At 62.4% G+C, this 18,355-nt stretch carries 20 protein-coding genes and 2 pseudogenes; 4 read left to right on the top strand and 18 right to left on the bottom strand.

All coding sequences use genetic code 11. The annotated features are described in order from the left end of the window. Positions 1-107 precede the first annotated feature (107 nt). The 6 genes from H0A72_RS09905 to H0A72_RS09880 form a co-directional block, all read right to left on the bottom strand. Positions 108-305 carry a hypothetical protein gene (locus H0A72_RS09905; RefSeq protein ID WP_246436915.1) on the bottom strand — a complete coding sequence of 66 codons (198 nt, stop codon included), beginning with the start codon at positions 303-305 and terminating at the stop codon, positions 108-110. Next, the gene (locus H0A72_RS09900) at positions 305-634 is read right to left on the bottom strand and encodes a helix-turn-helix domain-containing protein (RefSeq protein ID WP_180154900.1); all 330 of its coding nucleotides are present in this window, start codon (positions 632-634) and stop codon (positions 305-307) included. The genes H0A72_RS09905 and H0A72_RS09900 overlap by 1 nt, the downstream gene beginning before the upstream one ends. Positions 635-934: 300 nt before the next feature. Continuing rightward, positions 935-1,282, bottom strand: a complete 348-nt coding sequence (locus H0A72_RS09895; protein ID WP_425502498.1) for a carboxymuconolactone decarboxylase family protein — start codon at positions 1,280-1,282, stop codon at positions 935-937. 31 nt (positions 1,283-1,313) lie between these two features. Continuing rightward, positions 1,314-1,694 carry a serine hydrolase gene (locus H0A72_RS09890; RefSeq protein ID WP_281389279.1) on the bottom strand — a complete coding sequence of 127 codons (381 nt, stop codon included), beginning with the start codon at positions 1,692-1,694 and terminating at the stop codon, positions 1,314-1,316. Between the two features lie 68 nt (positions 1,695-1,762). After that, a complete protein-coding gene (locus tag H0A72_RS09885; RefSeq protein ID WP_180154897.1) occupies positions 1,763-2,956 on the bottom strand; it encodes a DmpA family aminopeptidase in 1,194 nt (397 codons plus the stop codon). A 157-nt stretch (positions 2,957-3,113) separates the two neighbouring features. Beyond that, positions 3,114-3,752 carry an FMN-binding negative transcriptional regulator gene (locus H0A72_RS09880; protein WP_180154896.1) on the bottom strand — a complete coding sequence of 213 codons (639 nt, stop codon included), beginning with the start codon at positions 3,750-3,752 and terminating at the stop codon, positions 3,114-3,116. A gap of 106 nt (positions 3,753-3,858) precedes the next feature. Here H0A72_RS09880 and H0A72_RS09875 point away from each other — a divergent pair. Next, positions 3,859-4,428 (top strand): annotated as a pseudogene (locus tag H0A72_RS09875) (aminotransferase class I/II-fold pyridoxal phosphate-dependent enzyme); the annotation flags it as partial. A gap of 208 nt (positions 4,429-4,636) precedes the next feature. Here H0A72_RS09875 and H0A72_RS09870 read toward each other — a convergent pair. The 12 genes and pseudogenes from H0A72_RS09870 to H0A72_RS09815 all read right to left on the bottom strand — a co-directional run bounded on the left by H0A72_RS09870 (position 4,637) and on the right by H0A72_RS09815 (position 14,372). Beyond that, entirely contained in the window at positions 4,637-5,614 is a 978-nt protein-coding gene (locus tag H0A72_RS09870) for a Bug family tripartite tricarboxylate transporter substrate binding protein (protein ID WP_180154894.1), read from the bottom strand. Between the two features lie 26 nt (positions 5,615-5,640). Then, positions 5,641-6,306, bottom strand: a complete 666-nt coding sequence (locus H0A72_RS09865; protein ID WP_343060166.1) for an RraA family protein — start codon at positions 6,304-6,306, stop codon at positions 5,641-5,643. Then, positions 6,303-7,121 (bottom strand): nitrilase-related carbon-nitrogen hydrolase, encoded by an 819-nt coding sequence (locus H0A72_RS09860; RefSeq protein WP_180154893.1) that lies wholly within the window; start codon positions 7,119-7,121, stop codon positions 6,303-6,305. The genes H0A72_RS09865 and H0A72_RS09860 overlap by 4 nt, the downstream gene beginning before the upstream one ends. A 14-nt stretch (positions 7,122-7,135) precedes the next feature. Next, positions 7,136-8,056: a LysR family transcriptional regulator gene (locus H0A72_RS09855; RefSeq protein ID WP_180154892.1), complete on the bottom strand. Its 921-nt coding sequence runs from the start codon at positions 8,054-8,056 to the stop codon at positions 7,136-7,138. Next, positions 8,037-8,963 (bottom strand): TauD/TfdA dioxygenase family protein, encoded by a 927-nt coding sequence (locus H0A72_RS09850; RefSeq protein ID WP_180154891.1) that lies wholly within the window; start codon positions 8,961-8,963, stop codon positions 8,037-8,039. The genes H0A72_RS09855 and H0A72_RS09850 overlap by 20 nt, the downstream gene beginning before the upstream one ends. 115 nt (positions 8,964-9,078) lie before the next feature. Then, entirely contained in the window at positions 9,079-9,831 is a 753-nt protein-coding gene (locus tag H0A72_RS09845; protein WP_180154890.1) for an SDR family NAD(P)-dependent oxidoreductase, read from the bottom strand. Between the two features lie 49 nt (positions 9,832-9,880). Continuing rightward, complete coding sequence (locus tag H0A72_RS09840) at positions 9,881-10,396, bottom strand: Ohr family peroxiredoxin (protein WP_180154889.1); 516 nt, start codon at positions 10,394-10,396, stop codon at positions 9,881-9,883. Between the two features lie 112 nt (positions 10,397-10,508). Further along, positions 10,509-10,808: pseudogene (locus H0A72_RS09835) on the bottom strand (SDR family oxidoreductase); the annotation flags it as partial. 112 nt (positions 10,809-10,920) lie between these two features. Continuing rightward, positions 10,921-11,943, bottom strand: a complete 1,023-nt coding sequence (locus H0A72_RS09830) for a LysR family transcriptional regulator (protein ID WP_180154888.1) — start codon at positions 11,941-11,943, stop codon at positions 10,921-10,923. An 87-nt stretch (positions 11,944-12,030) separates the two neighbouring features. After that, positions 12,031-12,510: a carboxymuconolactone decarboxylase family protein gene (locus tag H0A72_RS09825; RefSeq protein WP_180154887.1), complete on the bottom strand. Its 480-nt coding sequence runs from the start codon at positions 12,508-12,510 to the stop codon at positions 12,031-12,033. Positions 12,511-12,678: 168 nt separating this feature from the next. Beyond that, positions 12,679-13,566, bottom strand: a complete 888-nt coding sequence (locus tag H0A72_RS09820; protein WP_180154886.1) for an RNA polymerase sigma-70 factor — start codon at positions 13,564-13,566, stop codon at positions 12,679-12,681. A gap of 11 nt (positions 13,567-13,577) precedes the next feature. Then, complete coding sequence (locus H0A72_RS09815; protein ID WP_180154885.1) at positions 13,578-14,372, bottom strand: AraC family transcriptional regulator; 795 nt, start codon at positions 14,370-14,372, stop codon at positions 13,578-13,580. Positions 14,373-14,435: 63 nt separating this feature from the next. Here H0A72_RS09815 and H0A72_RS09810 point away from each other — a divergent pair, with 63 nt between their 5' ends. The 3 genes from H0A72_RS09810 (at position 14,436) to H0A72_RS09800 (ending at position 18,350) form a co-directional block, all read left to right on the top strand. After that, on the top strand, positions 14,436-15,662 hold the full coding sequence (locus H0A72_RS09810; protein ID WP_180154884.1) for an MFS transporter: 1,227 nt from the start codon (positions 14,436-14,438) through the stop codon (positions 15,660-15,662). Positions 15,663-15,767: 105 nt separating this feature from the next. Then, positions 15,768-16,127 carry a hypothetical protein gene (locus H0A72_RS09805; RefSeq protein ID WP_180154883.1) on the top strand — a complete coding sequence of 120 codons (360 nt, stop codon included), beginning with the start codon at positions 15,768-15,770 and terminating at the stop codon, positions 16,125-16,127. A gap of 75 nt (positions 16,128-16,202) precedes the next feature. Beyond that, positions 16,203-18,350, top strand: coding sequence for a TonB-dependent receptor plug domain-containing protein (locus tag H0A72_RS09800; protein ID WP_180154882.1), 2,148 nt, complete (start codon positions 16,203-16,205; stop codon positions 18,348-18,350). Positions 18,351-18,355 lie beyond the last annotated feature (5 nt).

Genomic DNA, 18,355 nt, shown 5'->3' with positions numbered 1-18,355 from the left:
AGGCTTGGCATGAGCTGCCATGATGCGCTGGTTCCAATTCATCTGAGTATCCATCTGCTTTATCTCCGAAAAGCAGGTGGGGAATTTTCAATGATCCCAACTGGGGATTATTGGATGACCGATGACATCAGTTGCAGGTCGGTCGATACGTTGAAGCGCGCCGGGTTGGTTAGCCAAGCCTTGTCATAGGTGAAGGCGCAGTGCTCGCGCCGGCCCTGCCGGACATAGACGAGTGAGCCCAGTGGAAGGCCGGCCTTTCCGATGCAGACCTGAACCTGCTGGCGGATCGATGCAGCAGCGGCCATCACAAGGCTCCCGATGTACCGCCGTGTCTGCTGTATACCCGCTTGGGCAAGCGCTCGTCCATCAGCGTGAGGCCGATTTCATCGTTCGGCGTATCGAGCAGATATTCAAGCGCCTGAATTTCACCGAAGACGTGCAATGCGCGAGCGAAGAAGTGGATGGGAATACGCATGTCGCCTTTTTCCATGCGACGCACAGTGGACAAGGACGCGCCCATGCGCTCTGCCAGAGACGCCTGGGAGATGTGGCGGCGCCGGCGCGCCAGGGAAATATCGCTGCCGAGTTTCCGGATAGCACGCTCAACGGGTATAGGGACGGGTAGTTGAGGCATAAATGCTCCCAATGGACTTCTAGTGGCCATTTCAAGGTCTCAAGGGAGTTATCATATTATATAATACCAATTCTTCATTAATCGCTCCAATGGGAGCGATTAACTGAGAAAAAAGTTCTTTCAGGAATACTTATAGATTTCCGGAATAGGCCGCCGCGTGTAAAGCCATGTAGGCGTCAGGCCGGCTTTGGTGTTCAGGCAATGAGCAGCAAGCACAGCTCGGCTCTCACGCCGGGAAATCTTCAAGGCGTCGTCGCCCACGCGCTGCTGCGAGCGCTCTTGCAGCACGTGCCGCAATAATCAATCCTCGCCGCCATGCAGGCCTTGCAGCGTCTGCAAGGCCAGGGCGGAATGGGCGTAGGCGCCGCCTGCGCGCATTTCGGCGGCCACCCAGATCGCTTCCATGATTTCCTTGTCGGACGCGCCCGCGCGGGCCGCGCCTTCGGTGTGGCCTTTGATGCAATAGGGGCATTGGGTGACGTGGGCCACGGCCACGGCGATCAATTGCTTGGTTTTCGCATCCAGCGCACCGGGGGCGAATACGGCTTTGCTGAACGCCTTGAAGGCGGACAGTGCTTCGGGCGCGAGTTCGGCGCGCCGCTTGGCCAGTTCGGGGCTAGGATGGGGATACATGGGGGAATCCACGATGCGGTCTCCTGTAGGTGTGATGCAAACCATCTTAAACCCGCGGTGTGGATGCGTCGGGGAAAGCCCCGTCGGCAATGGGGCCGGCCCCGTGGGCCGGCAGCTCGGCGTTGGCAATGAACACGTCTCCGGACCATGGTTCAAGCGCCACGCTGGTGCCTATATCCATGGATTGCGCGTCGTAGCTGCTGGAAGACATGCCCAGCGGGTCGAGCAGCTCGGCGCGCAGGAATGCCTCCCAGCTTTCGGTACCGGCCAGGCGGGCCACGATGTCCTCGAAGACCAGATGAAAGGCGTTCTGGTAGGTGAAGGCGGACCGGAAGCTCGACACTGGCTCGACGAACCGCAATGCCTTGATGATGTCCTTGCGCGCGTGGTCGTAGGGCATCATGTTCGTCAGGGCGGAATAAGGCAGGCCGCCCGCAGATCACATGGGCCTGGAAGTTGCGCTTCTGGCCGCTGTTCGGCGGATCCGCCCGGAGCTCACTCTTTCGCAAGCCGGTTGTATTTCTTCATCACTTCCTTGAGCCGGTTGTGCGGGATCGCCGTGAATTTATGGCCGTCGCGGCCCGTCATGGTTTCGGCGGCGATCATGGCGTTGATGACGGCTTCCTCCGTCGCGTGGGCGGTTGCCTCGAAGAGCGGGTCCATGGTGTCGTTGGACACCATTTGAACCGAAGCGTTTTCGCGGCGGCTGAAGGCGCCCGGGTTGGCGGTCGAAAACGCCAGGAAGATCTCGCCGCTGCCGTTGCCGCCGTAGCCGCCGGTGCGGGCCAGGCCGATGGGCACGCGGCGCGCCAGGCGCTTGAGCTGGTGAGGCAGCAGGGGAGCGTCGGTGGCGACGATGACGATCACGGAGCCGGTTTCGGGCCGTGGTTTCGCGTCCCATGCCGTGAGGCCGTCCGGGATGAGTTCGGTGCCGACCGGTACGCCGCTGATCAGCAGGCCTTGGGGCGTGCCGAAATTGCCCTGCGCCAGCACGCCGACCGTGTAGCCGCCTTTGTCGTCGGGCAGTTGCCTGGACGCGGTGCCGGTTCCGCCTTTGTAGCCGAACAGGAGCATGCCGGTTCCGCCGCCCACGTTGCCTTCGGCGACCGGACCTGATGCGGCGCTGTCCAGGGCTGCATAGACATGCTGTTTCTTTACATGCATGCCGTTGATGTCGTTAAGGACGCCGTCATAGGTCTCGGCCACCACGGGCAGCGAAAAATAGAGGTCCTTGAACAGCCTGGGGCCGACCAGGTCGTGGTCGGCCAGCCAGGAGATGGCGGCGTCCCGCACCACGCCGACGCTGTGGGTGTTGGTGATGAGCACCGGCCCTTCCAGGAAGCCGCTTTCCTCGACCCAGGTGGTGCCGGTCATCTCGCCGTTGCCGTTCAGGGAATACCAGCCCGCGAAGACGGGATCGTAGGTTTTGCCGCGTGGCATGATGGCGGTGACCCCGGTGCGGACGGGACCTTTGCCCACTTCCAGTTTGCCATCGCCCTCGATGATGGTCGAATAGCCGACGGTTACGCCTTTGACGTCGGTGATCGCGTTGTTGGGGCCGGGCGCGCCGACGAAGGGTATGCCCAGGTCGCGCGCGCGGGGCCGGTCCGCCGATGCCGCCGGGGCCGTGGCGACCGCGGCGGCGGTGCCCAGCACAATGGCGGGCAGGATGCGTTTCAGTGCTGTCATGTCGTTCTCCTCGTTGTGGAAACCCTTGTGGAGCAGATCTTAGGCGGCGCGGCTGCAAAATCCGTAATGCCGGCGTCTCAGGCGCTAATGGCGCCGTCTCAATGCGCGGTTGTCCGGACGGCCGATTCCTGCCGGACGACTCTTGGCGCCATTCGGTTCATTCGGCCTTGGCGGCGGCCGCGGCGAGCATCGCTTCGCCGATCAAGCGCTCGCCTTTGGCGACCAGGGCCGTGCCCGCTCCCTGGATGTCCCGGATCTCTTTATTTTGGCTCAGCTTGGCTTTGCCCACCAGCTTGGTGATTTGTATCTCGATTCCCACGATCGCTTTGAGCATCATGTCGGTGTAGTCTTTTGGCGCATCCGTCATCTTCCAGGGTATGGGCTGGGACGCTTCATGCGCCCGGGTCAGGCGCGCGACCACGCCGCGCACATAGCGCTCGTCGTCGCGGATCGTTACCCGGCCATGGGCATGCGCCACAATGTAATTCCAGGTGGGGACCTGTTTATGGAATTCGTGCTTGCTGGGATACCACTGCGGAGAAACATAGGCATCGCCTGCGCGGAACACCACCAATACCTCATCGCCATTGCCAAGGTCTTGCCATACGGGATTGTTCCGGGCCACGTGGCAATGCAGTATTCCGTGCTTTCCACCGGCGGGATCGAGCTCGAATGGCAAGTGATTGGCATCCAGTCCGGCTTCGCCATGCGTGACGAGCATTCCAAAGGGGTGTTTGGCGATCAGATCGTGAAGCACATCGGTGCGTGGTTCATCGAAGTGTTGGGGAACGTACATGGGAAAGGCTCCGTGGCGGTGGGCTCGGGGGAATGGGTTCGTGCAATTATCCTTGTTATCTGGCTTATCATGTAGAGCCAGAATCGAGCAATTTACTTAAACCAGAATGGCACGCAAGCCCAGGGTAGTGGACATTCCGTCGATCGGCGCGCTGGACAGGTCCAGCGGCCGGCTTGGCCGCCAGCTTGCCCATGCGCTGCGCGAGGCGGTGCGCAAGGGCGACCTGCTGCCGAGCGATCCCTTGCCCTCTTCGCGGGTTCTGGCGCAATCGCTGGACATCGCGCGGGGCACGGTCATCGAAGCGTTCGAACAGCTGCTGGCGGAGGGCGTCCTGGAAACGCAACATAGGGTGGGAACCCGGGTAGCGAATTCGCTGGCTGCTCCGTCTCAAGGGGAAAGCAGCCGGGAAAGGCGCGCCGCCGTTGCGCAGCCGCTATCTCCATCGGCTCGCGTCGTTGCGCTCGCGCAAGTCGCGCCGGCGGGCTACGGCGAGCCGCAAGGTGTGCGCGTGCTGCGGGAAGCCGTGGCCGATTACGTGCGCCGTTCGCGATCGGTGCGTTGCAGCCCCGACCAAGTCGTCATTACCAGCGGTATACAGCAGGCGCTGTATCTATGCTGCCAAATCCTGTTCGAGGACGGCGACGGGGTCTGGGTCGAGGATCCCGCCTACCGCGGGTAGGCAGCAGCGGTAGCAGCACGATGCCCAGCGCATAATTCGAGGTGTCGCCGGCGATCGCAGCAACGAGCACTATGGGGACCAAATCGCCAGATCAAGCTCAGCCTGCGTATTTTCCGTCAATATGGCTATCTGACGTTTGCAGACGATATCCCTATTCACTGAGGAACGTAGCGCTGATGAGCTTGATTTCCCGGCTAACGCATCGTCAGTTTTTGTTCGCCCCGGAAAGCTCGACAACTTCCTTCCACTTGCGTGCCTCGTCTTTCAAGAACGCGGGAATCTGTGCCTGCTGCATGTTCATCGGCACCAAGCCGAAGCCCAGTAAGCGCTCGCGCATTTCCTTTTCCTGCATGACTGCCGCAACTTCTTTTTCAAGGCGGTGCTTGGCTTCGTCGGGCACGCCGGCGGGTGCCACCAAAAGAATCCAGCCCTGCATGCTGAAGTCCTTGATGCCTTGTTCGGCAAGGGTCGGTACTTCGGGCAAGCTCGGAATACGCTCGGCGGATGTGACGCCGATGGGCTTGACGCGTTTGCCCTGCAGGGCGGAGGCGAACACCGGAACGTTGTCGGACATGAAGTCCACTTGCCCGCCGATCAGGTCCGTAAGGCTTTGCATCCCGCCTTTGTACGGGATATGCATTCCCGAAATGCCCGCGTCGTGCAGAAATTTGGAGATGACCAGGTGCGGCGTTGTTCCCACTCCGGAAGAGCCATAACGAAGACCCTGCCCTTGTTCTTTGGTGTGCTTGATAAGGCCCGCCACCGTATCGAAGGGCTCATCGGGACGGACCACCATCACTTGCGGAGCCCAGGCAATCGCGGCTATGGGTTCCAGATCGGCCAGGGGATCATAGGTCATCGTCTCCGGGCGCAATGTTGGACCGATTGACAGCGGACCCGTCGAGCCCATGGCCAAGGTATAGCCATCGGGCGGCTGTTTGGCTGCAAAGCCCGTGCCGATGGTGCCGCCGGCACCGACTTTGTTTTCGACAACGACGGGCTGACCCAGACGCGGCGAGAGCAGTTCCGCCAACAAGCGCATTGAAACGTCGGAAGAATTGCCAGGCGGAAATGGCACCACGATCTTGATCGGGCGCTCGGGCCATGCCGCGTGGGCGAACGTTGTGGTTAACGCCAGACAGCCGAAGGTCAATCCAGCGGCGAGGGCTTTGCGTAGTTTCATAAGGAATTCTCCAATCGTTCTATTTGTTATGCTGCTTCAAGGACATGCTTGCTCGCACCGGACAGGTTGCCGAGCCGTTCGCCGCCCCGCATCCGCTCGCCGTTCTTGTCGCCACGGGCTTGTTTTTCCAGCGCCATCTCGGACACTTCGGCGACTTCGGCCCGGGGAATGGCAAGTACGCCGTTTTCATCAGCCAGGATGATGTCGCCCGGGCAGACGACGGCGCCGCCGCATGCCACGGGTTTGTTCAGTTGCCCGCCGATGTTGTAGATTCGGGTGGTGATGGGCGATACGCCCCGGGCCCAGACCGGGAAGTCCAGTTCCTCGAGCTCCGAGGGGTCTGTGCACATGCCGTCCACAATGGCGCCTACAGCGCCTGCCAGCACAGCGCCGAGCGCCACGCCGCCGCCCAGGCAGGCATGCTTTTGATCGCCCAGGCGGTCGATGACCAATACATCGCCCGGGCGCAGCAGCGTCAGGGCGTGATGCAGCAGGGTGGAGTCCTGGCCGGGCAGCGACAAGGTCACTGCGGTGCCGATGATCTTGCGCGTATGATTGATCGGCTTGATGTCGGGAGCCATGAACCCCCAGTGGCGGAAGTGGCCGACGGTGGCCGTCTGCACCGCCGACAGCATGTCGACGTACTTTGCTTCCAGGGCGGCCGGCATGGGTTCCAGGATGAATTTTTTCACTGAAGCACCTTTTGTTTGGCGAGGGGAATTTCCTTGCGGACTTTATCGATCAGCTGGATATCCAGGCGAGCGGTGGCGAAGCCGTCGCCGTCGGAACACTTGGCGATGACATGGCCCCATGGGTCCACGATCAGCGAATGCCCGTAGGTGTATCGCGTCTCGCCGTTCTGCCTGAACGGTCCGTGCGAGCCGCAGGCCACGACGTAGCTTTGCGTCTCGATGGCGCGAGCCCGACACAGCACCTCCCAGTGATCTTTGCCTGTCTGCAGGGTGAATGCCGCGGGCAGCATGATGACGTTGGCGCCCCGGTCAACGAGCTGTTGAAAGAGCTCGGGAAATCGGAGGTCGTAGCATATGGCCAGGCCGAGGCGGAAGTCGCCCACGTCGGCGGTGCAGACCTCGGAGCCCGCCGCCACCGCATCGGATTCACCGTAGCGCAGTCCATCGGGCGTGAATATGTCGAACATGTGTATCTTCCGATACCGCCCAAGCTCTTTGCCGTGGGGATCGAACACGACCGTCGTGTTGAATACGCGCTCCTGACCGGGAACCTTCTCGTAGAAGCTGCCCGAATGGACATAGATGCCGTATTCGGCCGCCATGCGCGCGCAAAACCTGTATGCGGGGCCATCGGCCTCGGGCTCGCCTGCCGCGACCTTCTCTTGCGTACTGCCGCCCGCCCAATCGAAGTGTTCGGGAAACACGATCATGTCGGGGGAGTCCTGCGTCACGGCGCTGCGCGTCAGCCTCTCGGCTTTTGCGAGATTCGCCGCTTTATCCGAGACGGAATTCATTTGAATGACGGAAATTTTCACTAATTTTTTCTCCTCTATTGCCAGGCAATTCTTTTGCCGACCGATTCGCAGTAGTCGCTCGCAACGCCGCGAGCCAAGGCGGCAACCGCCCTTGCCAGGCCCTGGCCTTGGTCGCGCAGGAACACAGCCTGGTAGTTGACGGACACGAAGGGCCGTTTCAACTTGATGGGAACCAGCTCGCCGGATGCGATCTCCCGCTGCACGATGGCTTCGGGAACGACTGCGATGCCGAGGCCGGACGTGGCGAGTTGCAGATTCGTGGGGACCGCATTCGACACATGGATGATCTGCGGGCGTACGCCGCAGTTCTCGAAATAGTGGTCTATGCGAAGCTGCGAACGGGTTCCCGGCGGATAACCGATGATGGGATACTGGGCAAGCTCCTCGGGAAGCGCTGCATCAGTGAACTCCAGCCTCAGCCTGGGGCTCGCCACGAACGTCATCGAAAAAGCACACAGCGGCACGATCTCGAACCGCTCGTGTACCGCTTCGCTGTCGGCGCCCAGGACAAGATCGACTCGGCCGATCTCAAGTTCCTTGAGCAGCTTCTCGGTCAGCTCCGTCTTCAGGCTGATTGAGATGCTCGGATAGTCCCGCCGCAGCGTGTCGACAAGTCCGGGCAAGATCGTCGGAATCAGCGTGCTGGTCATGCCGATTCTCAAAGACCCTACCAGCTTGCTCGGATCGCGCATAGAGGCGCGCAAAGACTGATGAGCGTCCACGATTCGCTCCGCATGCTCGAGGAACGTCACGCCGGCGGAGGTCGGCTCAAAGCCATCGCCCCCGCGCACAAACAGGCAGACGCCCAGGTCCTGTTCAAGATTGGAAATCCGGCTTGATACGGCGGCCTGTGTCAGGCAAAGCTTTTCGGCTGTGGCCTTGATGCTTTTAAGCTTGGCCAGCCACAGTGCCGTTTCAAGAAACCGAATATTCATTGAACACCGCTGCGTTTATACCGGCGCTGGAGCGAGCCATGATCGGCAGCTCGCCTTCCAGTGTGGTTCTGTGCATCGTCCTGACGTACTTTGCGTCATCAAAGCCGGTGGCGCAGTGTTGTGTGCAGCGGTTGTCCCATAGCACTGCGTCGCCGGGCGCCCATTTGTGGGTGTAAATGAACTGCGGCTGCTTGGCGAAATCCTGGAGAAAGGTGATCAGTTTTTTGCTCTCATCGACGGGCAAGCCTTCGATATCGCATGCCCAGCGCCCGATATAGAGCGACGTGCGCCCACTGACCGGGTGCTGTCGTGTCAAGGGATGGTAGACATCCGGACGCTCGCGTTTTTCTTCCTCGGTAAGCGGCGCCATCAGCGGGTAATGGGTCGCATGCAAATCGATACGGCTGTAACGGGCACGGCGGCCCGCAATGAGCTCCTTGATCCCGCTGGGCAATGCCTCATAGACGCTGTACATATCCACAAAGAGCGTGTCGCCGCGCTCGGGAGGCACTTGCCTGGCATAGAGGAAGGAGCCGCCGTTCGGAATGGCCTTGTCTTCGCCGTCGGTATGAAACCCTTCACCGGCCCGACGAAGCCCCGCATCGCCTTCGGCATTGCCCGTCACAGGTTTGGACGGATCGGCCTTGCTCGCGTTGGATACGACGAAAACTTCGGGGTAGCCATCGAGGTTGAACTTGAGCGGCCTCATGATGTGCAGATCGCCGAGCCGACGGCTGAAGTTCACATGTTCTTCCGGCGTCATGTCCACCCCCCGGAAGCACAACACGGAGTGCCTGGTCCAGGCACGCGTTATCTGCTCGAGTTCATCTTCCGACACCACCAGCCCCGGCGGGCAATCCACGACGTCGGCGCCGAATCCGCCCGTATTGGATATTATTTTCACCATCAGATCCTCCAAGTAAGTGACCAGATGATGTGGGAAGCGCCAGGGCGTGACAAGCTGAAAATTTTTACGTTCTGCTTAATCTTTTCTTAAGATACATCAAGAAAACCTTGTCCGGTCAGCTCACGCTCAGCCCGCCGTCGACCGTAAAAACCTGTCCTGTGACCCATGCCGCCTCCGGCGACGCCAGCGTAACGATCCAGCTGGCCACGTCGGCGGGCAGGCCGCGTCTGCCGAGCGGAATTCGTGCGCGCTCGCTTGCCTTGACGCTCTCCACCTGTTCCGTCGATAGCTTCATTCTTTGGGACAGGAACTCGGTGTCCGTCGGACCGGCAGCGACGGCGTTCACGCGTATGCCGTCGCGTGCCAATTCAAGCGCCCAGCATCGGGTCATGTGCTCCAGCGCGGCCTTGCTGGCTGCGTAATGCGACAGGGCCTCGGCCGCCTTGTGTCCAAAGGTGCTCGATACGTTGATGATGCTGCCTGCGGACTGCTTCAGATGGGGAAGGGCGGCGGTTGCAAGCAATGATGGTCCGAACACGTTTACGGCGAATATTTCGCTGATTTGAGCAACGCCGGCCTGGGACAAGGGCAGGATCGCGCCGGCGCCCGCATTGTTGACCAGCACGTCCAGACGCCCGTATCGGCGGATGGTCTCTTCGATGGTGTGCGCGGCATCGGAGGGCTTGCCTGCGTCCGCCACGATGTAGTCAATTCCTGATGCGGAGCGCGCTGCCTGCTTCAGTGTTTCCTGCTTGCGCCCGGTAATGATTACGCGGGCGCCCTGACCGGCAAATTTCACTGCGGTCGATAAGCCGATGCCGGCACCGCCGCCGGTCACCAATACGACTTCGTTCTTGAATCGAATCATTGTGCTGTTCGGAATAAGGTTGATGATGGTTGAATTGCTGCGATACCGGCTACCGGTTGTCCGTATCCTCCCACGGGGCGAGCGCGACGATGTTCGTGATACCTTGCCGCGCCATCTTGGCGTAGGGGCAGAAGCGCTCGGTGTTGCGGACCAGTTCTTCGGCAATGGACCGTTCAACGCCGGGCAAAAAGATGCTCGTGTATGCGGCCAGCGCGAACAGGCCGTCCATGGGGTCGCGGCTGAATTCGATCTTCACTTGCACCGAGCTGCCTGGAATCGGAATGCCCATCCGCGCCGCGAGCAGGCTGAGCGCTCCATGGAAGCAGGCGGCGTATCCGGCGGCGAAGAGTTGTTCCGGGTTGGTGCCTCCACCCGGTCCGCCAAGCGCTTCGGGCAACCGTAGGTGGACGCACAGGTTGCCGTCATCCGACCGTGCGATGCCCGACGCCCTTCCGTGGCCGGCATCGCCGCCCGTCACGACGACGGTGGCCGAGTACAGCGTTTGCGTGTCGCGCCCGCGATACTTGTCCAGCAGGGATAAGGGAGGCGGTTTCAGGGAGACCATGTTGTGCTGCCGGGTGTGCTTATCTGGATGGCTGCGACTGGGCGATCCAGGTATCGAAGTTCACGGTGCCGAGCCAGGGCTTGTCGCCCGGAATCAGGGTGTCGTTGCCGAGTTCGGCGCCGACGACAGATAGCGCGATATGGTGGCGCACGCCTGCGGCGATCTCGGCGGCGAACAGATTGCGGCCGGAGGTCTCGAAGAACTCAAGGACTTCCTGGACAGCGAACGAAGGGGAGTTGGCAAGGTCGACAACGGTGTGGGCGCCCGACATGGCTTCGGCCAGCCCTTCTCCGGTGATGGTGTTGATCCCTGCTGCCGGCGCAGCGGCAACGACGCGATGGCCCAGCGCTTCCAGTTTGCCGACTACTTTGCTGCCGATGAGGCCGGTGCCTCCGATGACGACGATTTTCATGGGGTTCTCTTGAATTGAGCTGCGTGAAAAAATTTTAGGACTGCGCCTTGCCTACCGGTAGGATCGGCGGCGGACCCATGGTGTTGCATCAAGCGCACCAATCAGGCGAACCTCAGGTCGAGGGTGTGGTCGCCAGAGTGGTCAGGCACTGCAGGTCCAATGAACGCGCCTGTTCGGTCACATGATCGATGAACACGCGGATCCGCGCGGGAAGCTGCTTGCGGCTCAAGTAGCAAAGATAGTGGCCGCCGTCGTCGGGCGCATGCTGGGCCAGGCATACGGTCAGCTTGCGGCTCTTGACCAGTTCACACACCAGGTATGCGGGAAGCTGGGCAATGCCTTGACCATGCAACACCGCCTGCAGGATCAGATCCAAGTCGTTGAACGTATGCTGGGCGGGCGGCAGATGACGCTTGGCGTAACCGTCGATCTTGAATTCCCATTCCCGGATCCGGCCCGTAGCGGTGCGATAGTTGATGCAGCGATGGCCGGCCAGTTCATCGACACGGCGCGGCAGGCCCTTGGCTTCCGCGTAGGCAGGCGAGGCGCAGGTGATCATCTGCATCGGTATCAATTGCCGCGCCACGATATCGGAGTCTTCCATGCGGCCGTCCCGGAATGACACATCGATGCGGTCCACCGTGAAGTCTGCGGGACGATCGTCCAGCAGGAGTTCAAGAGTGATGTCGGGGTACAGTGCATGAAAGCCATGCAGCAGCGGAGCGATCACCTTGCGGCCGAAGCCCGGGTTCGAATGGATGCGTAGGTGGCCGCGTGGCGGGCCGTCGCGCAGTTCACGCAAGTCTTCCAGCGCTTGGACGATGCGCGCCACCCCGGGCTGGCAGTTCCGGTAGAACAGCTCGCCTTCGCGTGTCAGCGCCGTGCTTCGGGTCGTCCGATGGAACAGGCGGGCATCCAGCTGCGCCTCGAGCTTCTGGACGCTACGGCTGACCGCGGAGCGGCCGATGCCCAGACGATCGCTCGCCCGTGAAAAACTGCCCTCGTCGGCGACGGCCAGAAAGGCGATGACGCCTGCGTAGCTGGTGATGAAGCTGCCGGCGAGCGGGTCAGCGACGCCGACGGCGGAGTGGCGCCCGCGATCTTTCGGCGCCGGGAAGTGTGTCGTGGTATCCATACTCGACTAGACGTATGGGGACCACGGTTTGTGACGCTGCTGCGTTATTTTCCTGTTAAGGCAGTCCAGACCGCCTGGCCGGAACGGTCAAGCGAGATTCGCCTTGTCCAGGCCGAAGGCCTTGTCGGCGGATCCGGGCACCGTCCTGAATGCGACGTTTGCGCGGTTCCACCCATTGATGACCATCACCGCGAAGGTCAGGTCGGACAGCTCTTTTTCATTGAATTGGGTAAGCACCCGTTCATAGATTTCGTCGGGCACCCCGTGGTCGGGAAGCTTGGTCAGGACCTCGGTCCACGCCAGGGCTGCGCGTTCGCGCGGAGAGAAAAGCGTCGATTCGCGCCAGGTCGCCACATGATACAGGCGCAAGGGACGTTCGCCGTGAATATGCGCTTCTTTTACGTGCATGTCGAGGCAGAAGCCGCAGCCATTGAGCTGCGAGGCGCGGATCGAAACCAGGTCGCGGATGGCTTCCTCTATGGCGCTGTTCTTCAGGGCATTGCTGAATTCGAGGAACTTCTTGAATAATTCCGGCGATTGCTGAATATAGTTGATGCGTTGGGTCATGGTTGCTCCTGTCGATGGTAAGACGGCACTCTTGTCCGGGTGACGATAGCGGCGGAAAGCCCTATGTCGCCATGGTAGGGACGAATGCGGCACGGGGGTAGGCATGCAGATGGGTACAGACTGTTGCCCGATGCGCACCAAAGGAGGAAAGCGCAGCATGCCAGGGCTTCAATAGGCCTGGCGGTCCGAATAGGCCGCTGCGATGCGGGCCAGCTTGTCGGGGTTGCGCTGAACGTAGATGCGGGCAATGCGCTCGCCGTCCAGTTCGAAAAGCTGCGCGGATTCCAGCCGGCCCTGGATGAAGCGCAGCAGAGCCCACTGTCCATTGAGGGCGGCCAGTTCGATGTGCAGTTCGTCTTTGTAGCGCCGCGTTGCGGCAAAGAAGAGTTGCGCGATGCGCCTGCCGCCCACCATGGGCTTGGGAAAGCTGCTGACCCGGCCTCCGCCGTCGCCCATCAGCATGGCGTCTTCGGCAAGCAGCGCATGGATTCCGGCAAGGTCGCCGCGTTCAAGGACCTGGGCAAAGGTCTGCATCAGACGATGATGCGTCGCGCGGGGCACGGTAAATCGCGGGCGATCGTCGCGCAGTTGCGCTTTTGCTCGGCTTACGAGCTGCCGGCATGCCGCCTGGGTCTTGCCCAGCGTATCGGCGATCCGACCATAGTCGACATCGAAGACTTCATGCAGAAGGAAGGCGGCGCGGGCTTCGGGTGTAAGGCTTTCGAGCAGTATCAGGAAGGCCATCGATACATCGTCGGCACGTTCGTTGATCTGTTCGGGCGTTGCCGGCGGCTCGGTCATCTGGGGCTCCGGCAGCCAGATTCCTGAATAGTATTCCCGCTGGATCTTGGCGGCGCGCAGCCGGTCAATGGACAGGCGGGTCGTCACCGAGACGAGCCATGCTTCGGCATTGTCGACATCTGGCTGCGCCGCATGCCAGCGCAGCCAGGCATCCTGCACGACGTCTTCCGCTTCGGCGACCGCGCCCAGCATCCGGTAAGCGATCTTCTGCAATCGCGGACGAAGCCGATTGAAAGTGTTTGTCGTGTCGTCCATGAGGGCCTTCGCTATGTCTTGGTGTGCCGCGGCGAGAACGCGCGCGGCGTGACGCCCAGGCTGCGGCGGAACATCGTCGAGAATGCGCTCGGGCTTTCGTAGCCCAGGTCCAGGGCGACCTGGGTGACCGGTTGGCCTGCACCGAGCAGGCGTACCGCATGGAGCAGGCAGGCTTGCTTGCGCCATTGCACATAGCTGAGCCCGGTCTCGGCGCGGAAACGCCGGTACAGGCTGCGCGAGCTTGCCGAGACCGGTTCGCCGTCGACGCGGGCCGGGTTCTTCAGCACCCGTTCGCACAGGCCGAGCAGGTCGGGGCTGGCCGGCATGGGCAGTTGGAGCGCGCAGCTTTGCAGGCGGCCGATCTCAAGCACCGCCAGGCGGCCGATCAGCGCGATGGCTTCCGTTCCGTCCAGGGATTCGGGGGAGGTCATGCGCATGATCAGTTCGCGCAGCAGCGCCGTGACCTCCAGCACCACGCAGCCTCGCGGCAGTGTTTCGGCGCTGGCGGCGTTCAGGTAGAGCGTGCGCATGTCGAGGCCGCCGTATGCGTCGATGGCGTGTTCCGTGCCGGCGGGTATCCACAGGGCGCGGCTGGGAGGGACCAGCCAGGCATGGCCCGGGGTGCGCACGAGCATGGTGCCGGCCGCGGCGAACAGGAACTGGCCGCGTACGTGCTGGTGCGCGTCGATGCGCGCGCCGGCGGGAAAGGAACGCCGGCGGGCGACCAGCATGGGCCCCGCGTCGGCGTCGGGCAGGACGACAGGCGAAATCGCATGCGGGCCGGCCTGCAGGATCAGAGTGTCCATTTCGCGATAGTCTGTTGAAAAACCTCGAAAGACGACTCATTCTATATCAGTCAGACTATCGGCATGAATACGAAAACGTCCTCGCCGGCGGATCTCGAATCCGCCGTGGTCAAAGACCACCCCCGCCAGGTGGCGCTGCTGCTCAACGTCGGCCATGCGCTCGACCACCTGTTCCTGCTCATCTTCGCCACGGCCGTGGGGGCCATCGCCGACGAATTCGGCTTCGCCCGCTGGGAAGACTTGATGCCTTACAGCGTAGGCGCTTTCTTCCTGTTCGGCATCGGGTCGGTCCCTTCGGGCCGGCTGGGCGATCTATGGGGCCGGCGGCAGATGATGCTGGTCTTCTTCTTCGGGCTGGGGGCGGCGGCGCTGCTCACGTCGCTGGCGCAAGGGCCCTGGCAGCTTGCGGGCGGGCTGGCGTCCATCGGCATCTTCGCATCCATTTACCATCCGGTGGGCATCCCCATGCTGGTCCAGCGGGCCAGCCGGCCCGGCGCGGTGATCGGCATCAACGGCCTGGCCGGCAATCTGGGCGTGGCCGGCGCGGCGCTGCTCACGGGCTTGCTGGTGCAGTGGTGGGGCTGGCGCGCCGCTTTCGCCGTGCCCGGGCTGATCTCGCTGGGCTGCGGCGTCGCATTCGCGCTGCTGTGCGAATCCCAAGGGCCGGCGCCCGGGCGCAGCCGCAAGCCGCCCCAGGTGGTGCTGCCGCCGGGCCAGCTGGCTCGCGCCTTGCTCGTCATGACCGCGGCGGCCATCACGGGCAGCCTGTTGTTCAACTTCACCACCAACGGCAACACCCAGTTCCTGACGGAGCGTTTCGACGGCCTGGTCCACGACCCCGCGCTGATCGGGCTGCTCTTGGCCGTGATCTATACGCTGGCGTCGCTGACCCAGGTGGTGGTGGGCCACCTGATCGACAAGATCCCGCTCAAGCGCTTGTACCTGTGCATGGTGCTGGCCCAGGTACCCTGGCTGGTGCTGGCCGCCATGGCCAATGGCTGGTGGCTCTTCTTCGCGCTGCTCGGCGCCATGGTGTGCATCTTCGGCAGCATCCCTTTCACGGACGCCATGATCGTCAAGTACGTGGACGACAGCGTGCGTTCGCGCGTGGCGGGCATGCGCCTGGCCGTGTCTTTCGGGGTCAGTTCCTTGGCGGTGTGGCTGCTGGGCCCCGTCGTCAAGGCGTCCAGCTTTGCTTCGCTGTTCCTGGGCATGGCGGGCATCGCGGTCTGCACGGCGGCGATCGTCTTGCTGCTGCCGCCCGACCCGCGGCCGACAGATGGGCGCTAGGCCGGCATAGCGGTTCGCCTACATAAAATCTTTTCTTGATTTTCATCAATAAAATTTAAAAAAGAATTATTATCATTATGACTTGTATTAATTTTTAATCCAGCCATGAATATCGGTATCCTGATGCTCGTCCTCACTTTTGCGGACGGCGGCCAGCTTTCGGCCGCTTTCGTCAATACGCCCACCATGGCGGACTGCGAGCGGCGCGCGACCGCCGTGCGCGCCATCCTGGAAAAGGGCGGGACACGGATCGAGCGCATCCTGTGCCGGGAGTCCGAAGCGCGGTTCGAACCGTTCGTGCACGGCGACGCGCAAGGCAAGGAGCGTCAGAGCTATCTGATCCGCATCGGCGAGCGGCGGGCGAGCGTCCAATGGATGGCTCCCGGCCAGGCATGCCGGCCGGATGGCGGCGAGCCGGCGTATTGCGCCACTTCCGCCCAGAAGCTGCTGGCGAAAGCGCAATGACGCCAAGGAGGACGGCATTCGCTTCCTGTACGGGGCGCGGCATGGGGCCGCGGCCGGCTAGTACGGGAACTACTCATGAACAATACAACTCTGGCCACAGCGGCACTGGCGTTGGCGGCCTCCTGCCTGGCGTCCGCCTCCGTCGAGGCGGCTGAAAACACCGGCAGGACGGGCGAGGCCGCGTCGGGGCGGGCCTCATGGCTGGATACCATTACGGTCGCGGGGACACGCACGGCCACCTCCATCCAGGACAATCCGGCGTCGGTGTCCGTCATCGACCGGAATCAGATCGAGCAGCAGGCGCCTGAAAGCATCGCCGAGTTGCTGCGCGACGTGCCGGGCGTGACGCTGATCGATGCCTCGGCGCCGGGCATGAAGCGCATCCGCATACGGGGCGAATCTTCGCAGCGGGTCACCATCCTCGTGGACGGGCAGGAAATCACCGACCACAGCACCTATGGCACGCCCATCCTCGTCGACCCGGCCAACGTCGAGCGCATCGAAGTCGTGCGCGGCCCGGCCTCGGTGCTGTACGGCGCCAAGGCGATAGGCGGCGTGATCAACATCATCACGCGGCGGGGCGCGTCCAAGCCCATCGAACTGGAAGTGGGCGGCGCGTGGTATTCGGGCTCCAGCGGCAGGCAGGGATGGAGCGCCGTCTCGGGCACCCTGGGGGATTTTGACTATCGGGTGTCGGCCAGCGGCGATCGGCACGGCGACCGCAAGGTTCCGGAAGGGCCTTATAGCGCCAGCGGCAGGCTGGAAGGGTCCGCCTACCGCAACCGCGACGTGGCGCTGCATCTGGGCTATACCCTGGGCGAAAAGCGCAACCACTATCTTGCCCTCAAGGCCAACCAGCACCGGCTGGATACGGACAGCTGGACGGACCCGTCTTCATATGAATACCCCGTCACGGATTTCAGCATCGAGCTGCCCAAGCGCGACCTGACCAAGGTCGGCCTCTACTACACCGGCGAGGACCTGAGCCCGATCGTGCGCAAGGTGCATGTCGATGCCTACTACCAGACGGTCGACCGCTTGTTCGCCAACCGCGTCGCCATGCGGCCCACTCCGATGATCAATGTCGGCGTCACGTCGACGTCGGACGATCGCAACATCAATTACGGCGGCACCGCGCAGGTCGACCTGCAATTGCACCCGTCCCATTACACCATTGCCGGCGTGCATTACCTGATGGACGACCTGGATACGGCGAAGACGTCCGAAACCCGCACGGCGATCGGCCCAAGGCCGCCGTCGGCCGTCAGTTCCTTGCGGCAGGACCGCGCGTCGATCCGTACGATGTCCGCCTTCCTGCAGGACGAATGGTCGCTGGCCAAGGATCTCAAGCTGATCGGCGGGCTGCGGTATTACCATGTCAAGGCGAGCCTGAGCGAAACCAGCGATCCGGCGCGCGCGGGGCAGGGCGGCGACACGGGCAAGCTGGTGAAGTCGCTGGGGCTGACCTATACCGGAGTGAGCAATACGACGCTGCGCGCCCTGTACTCGGAAGGCTACATTACGCCCACCCTGCTGCAGATGTTCACGGACACATCGGCGGGCCGAGGGACGCTCACCTACGGCAATCCCAATCTGTCTCCCGAAACATCGCGCAACATCGAGATCGGCGCGCGCTACAGCCTGGGCGGGCTGACGCTGGACGCCACCGCCTACTACATGCGCGCCAAGAACTACATCACCACCCAGCCTTGCGCGGGCAATGCCGCGTGCCAGGCCGCGACCGATCCGGGCGGCTATATCTATGTGAACGCCGACGGCGCCGACACCCATGGCCTGGAGCTGGCCGCCGAATATGCGATACCCGGCACATCGTTCACGCCTTATGTATCGGGCGCGTGGACGAGGCGCAAGCTCAAGCTCGGGTCGCTGTCGACATACGACAGCGATACGCCGGCGTTGACGGGGCGGATCGGCCTGCGCTATGACAATACGCTGTCCGGCGTGGACGTCTGGGCGGATCTGTTCACCCGGGCCTCCACGCAGTCGCGGCAGACGGTGGCGTCGGACGGCGTGGCGACCACGCGGCGCCTGCCCGGCTGGGGCACTTTGAATCTTGCCTTGGGCGCCGCCCGCGGCAAGGAAAACAGGCAGCAGGTCGCGGTTCACTTCAACAACATCCTGGACAAGGGCTATCGGGCGTCCATGGAGGAACTGCCGGCCACCGGCCGCAATGTGGTCGTGACCTTCCAGATGAAGTTCTGAGGCGG

The sequence above is a fragment of the Parapusillimonas granuli genome, from assembly GCF_013416525.1.
GTDB classification, from domain to species: Bacteria; Pseudomonadota; Gammaproteobacteria; order Burkholderiales; family Burkholderiaceae_B; genus Parapusillimonas; species Parapusillimonas granuli.
This window is presented reverse-complemented; position numbering and strand designations above follow the sequence as displayed.

Bases quoted from the DNA above. Each gene is read 5' to 3' on its own strand.
- H0A72_RS09900 (WP_180154900.1), bottom strand. From the start codon at position 634: ATGCCTCAACTACCCGTCCCTATACCCGTTGAGCGTGCTATCCGGAAA.
- H0A72_RS09810 (WP_180154884.1), top strand. From the start codon at position 14,436: ATGAATACGAAAACGTCCTCGCCGGCGGATCTCGAATCCGCCGTGGTC.
- H0A72_RS09850 (WP_180154891.1), bottom strand. From the start codon at position 8,963: ATGGTGAAAATAATATCCAATACGGGCGGATTCGGCGCCGACGTCGTG.
- H0A72_RS09905 (WP_246436915.1), bottom strand. From the start codon at position 305: ATGGCCGCTGCTGCATCGATCCGCCAGCAGGTTCAGGTCTGCATCGGA.
- H0A72_RS09855 (WP_180154892.1), bottom strand. From the start codon at position 8,056: ATGAATATTCGGTTTCTTGAAACGGCACTGTGGCTGGCCAAGCTTAAA.
- H0A72_RS09825 (WP_180154887.1), bottom strand. From the start codon at position 12,510: ATGACCCAACGCATCAACTATATTCAGCAATCGCCGGAATTATTCAAG.
- H0A72_RS09880 (WP_180154896.1), bottom strand. From the start codon at position 3,752: ATGTACGTTCCCCAACACTTCGATGAACCACGCACCGATGTGCTTCAC.
- H0A72_RS09870 (WP_180154894.1), bottom strand. From the start codon at position 5,614: ATGAAACTACGCAAAGCCCTCGCCGCTGGATTGACCTTCGGCTGTCTG.
- H0A72_RS09805 (WP_180154883.1), top strand. From the start codon at position 15,768: ATGAATATCGGTATCCTGATGCTCGTCCTCACTTTTGCGGACGGCGGC.
- H0A72_RS09820 (WP_180154886.1), bottom strand. From the start codon at position 13,566: ATGGACGACACGACAAACACTTTCAATCGGCTTCGTCCGCGATTGCAG.
- H0A72_RS09845 (WP_180154890.1), bottom strand. From the start codon at position 9,831: ATGATTCGATTCAAGAACGAAGTCGTATTGGTGACCGGCGGCGGTGCC.
- H0A72_RS09885 (WP_180154897.1), bottom strand. From the start codon at position 2,956: ATGACAGCACTGAAACGCATCCTGCCCGCCATTGTGCTGGGCACCGCC.
- H0A72_RS09800 (WP_180154882.1), top strand. From the start codon at position 16,203: ATGAACAATACAACTCTGGCCACAGCGGCACTGGCGTTGGCGGCCTCC.
- H0A72_RS09815 (WP_180154885.1), bottom strand. From the start codon at position 14,372: ATGGACACTCTGATCCTGCAGGCCGGCCCGCATGCGATTTCGCCTGTC.
- H0A72_RS09830 (WP_180154888.1), bottom strand. From the start codon at position 11,943: ATGGATACCACGACACACTTCCCGGCGCCGAAAGATCGCGGGCGCCAC.
- H0A72_RS09840 (WP_180154889.1), bottom strand. From the start codon at position 10,396: ATGGTCTCCCTGAAACCGCCTCCCTTATCCCTGCTGGACAAGTATCGC.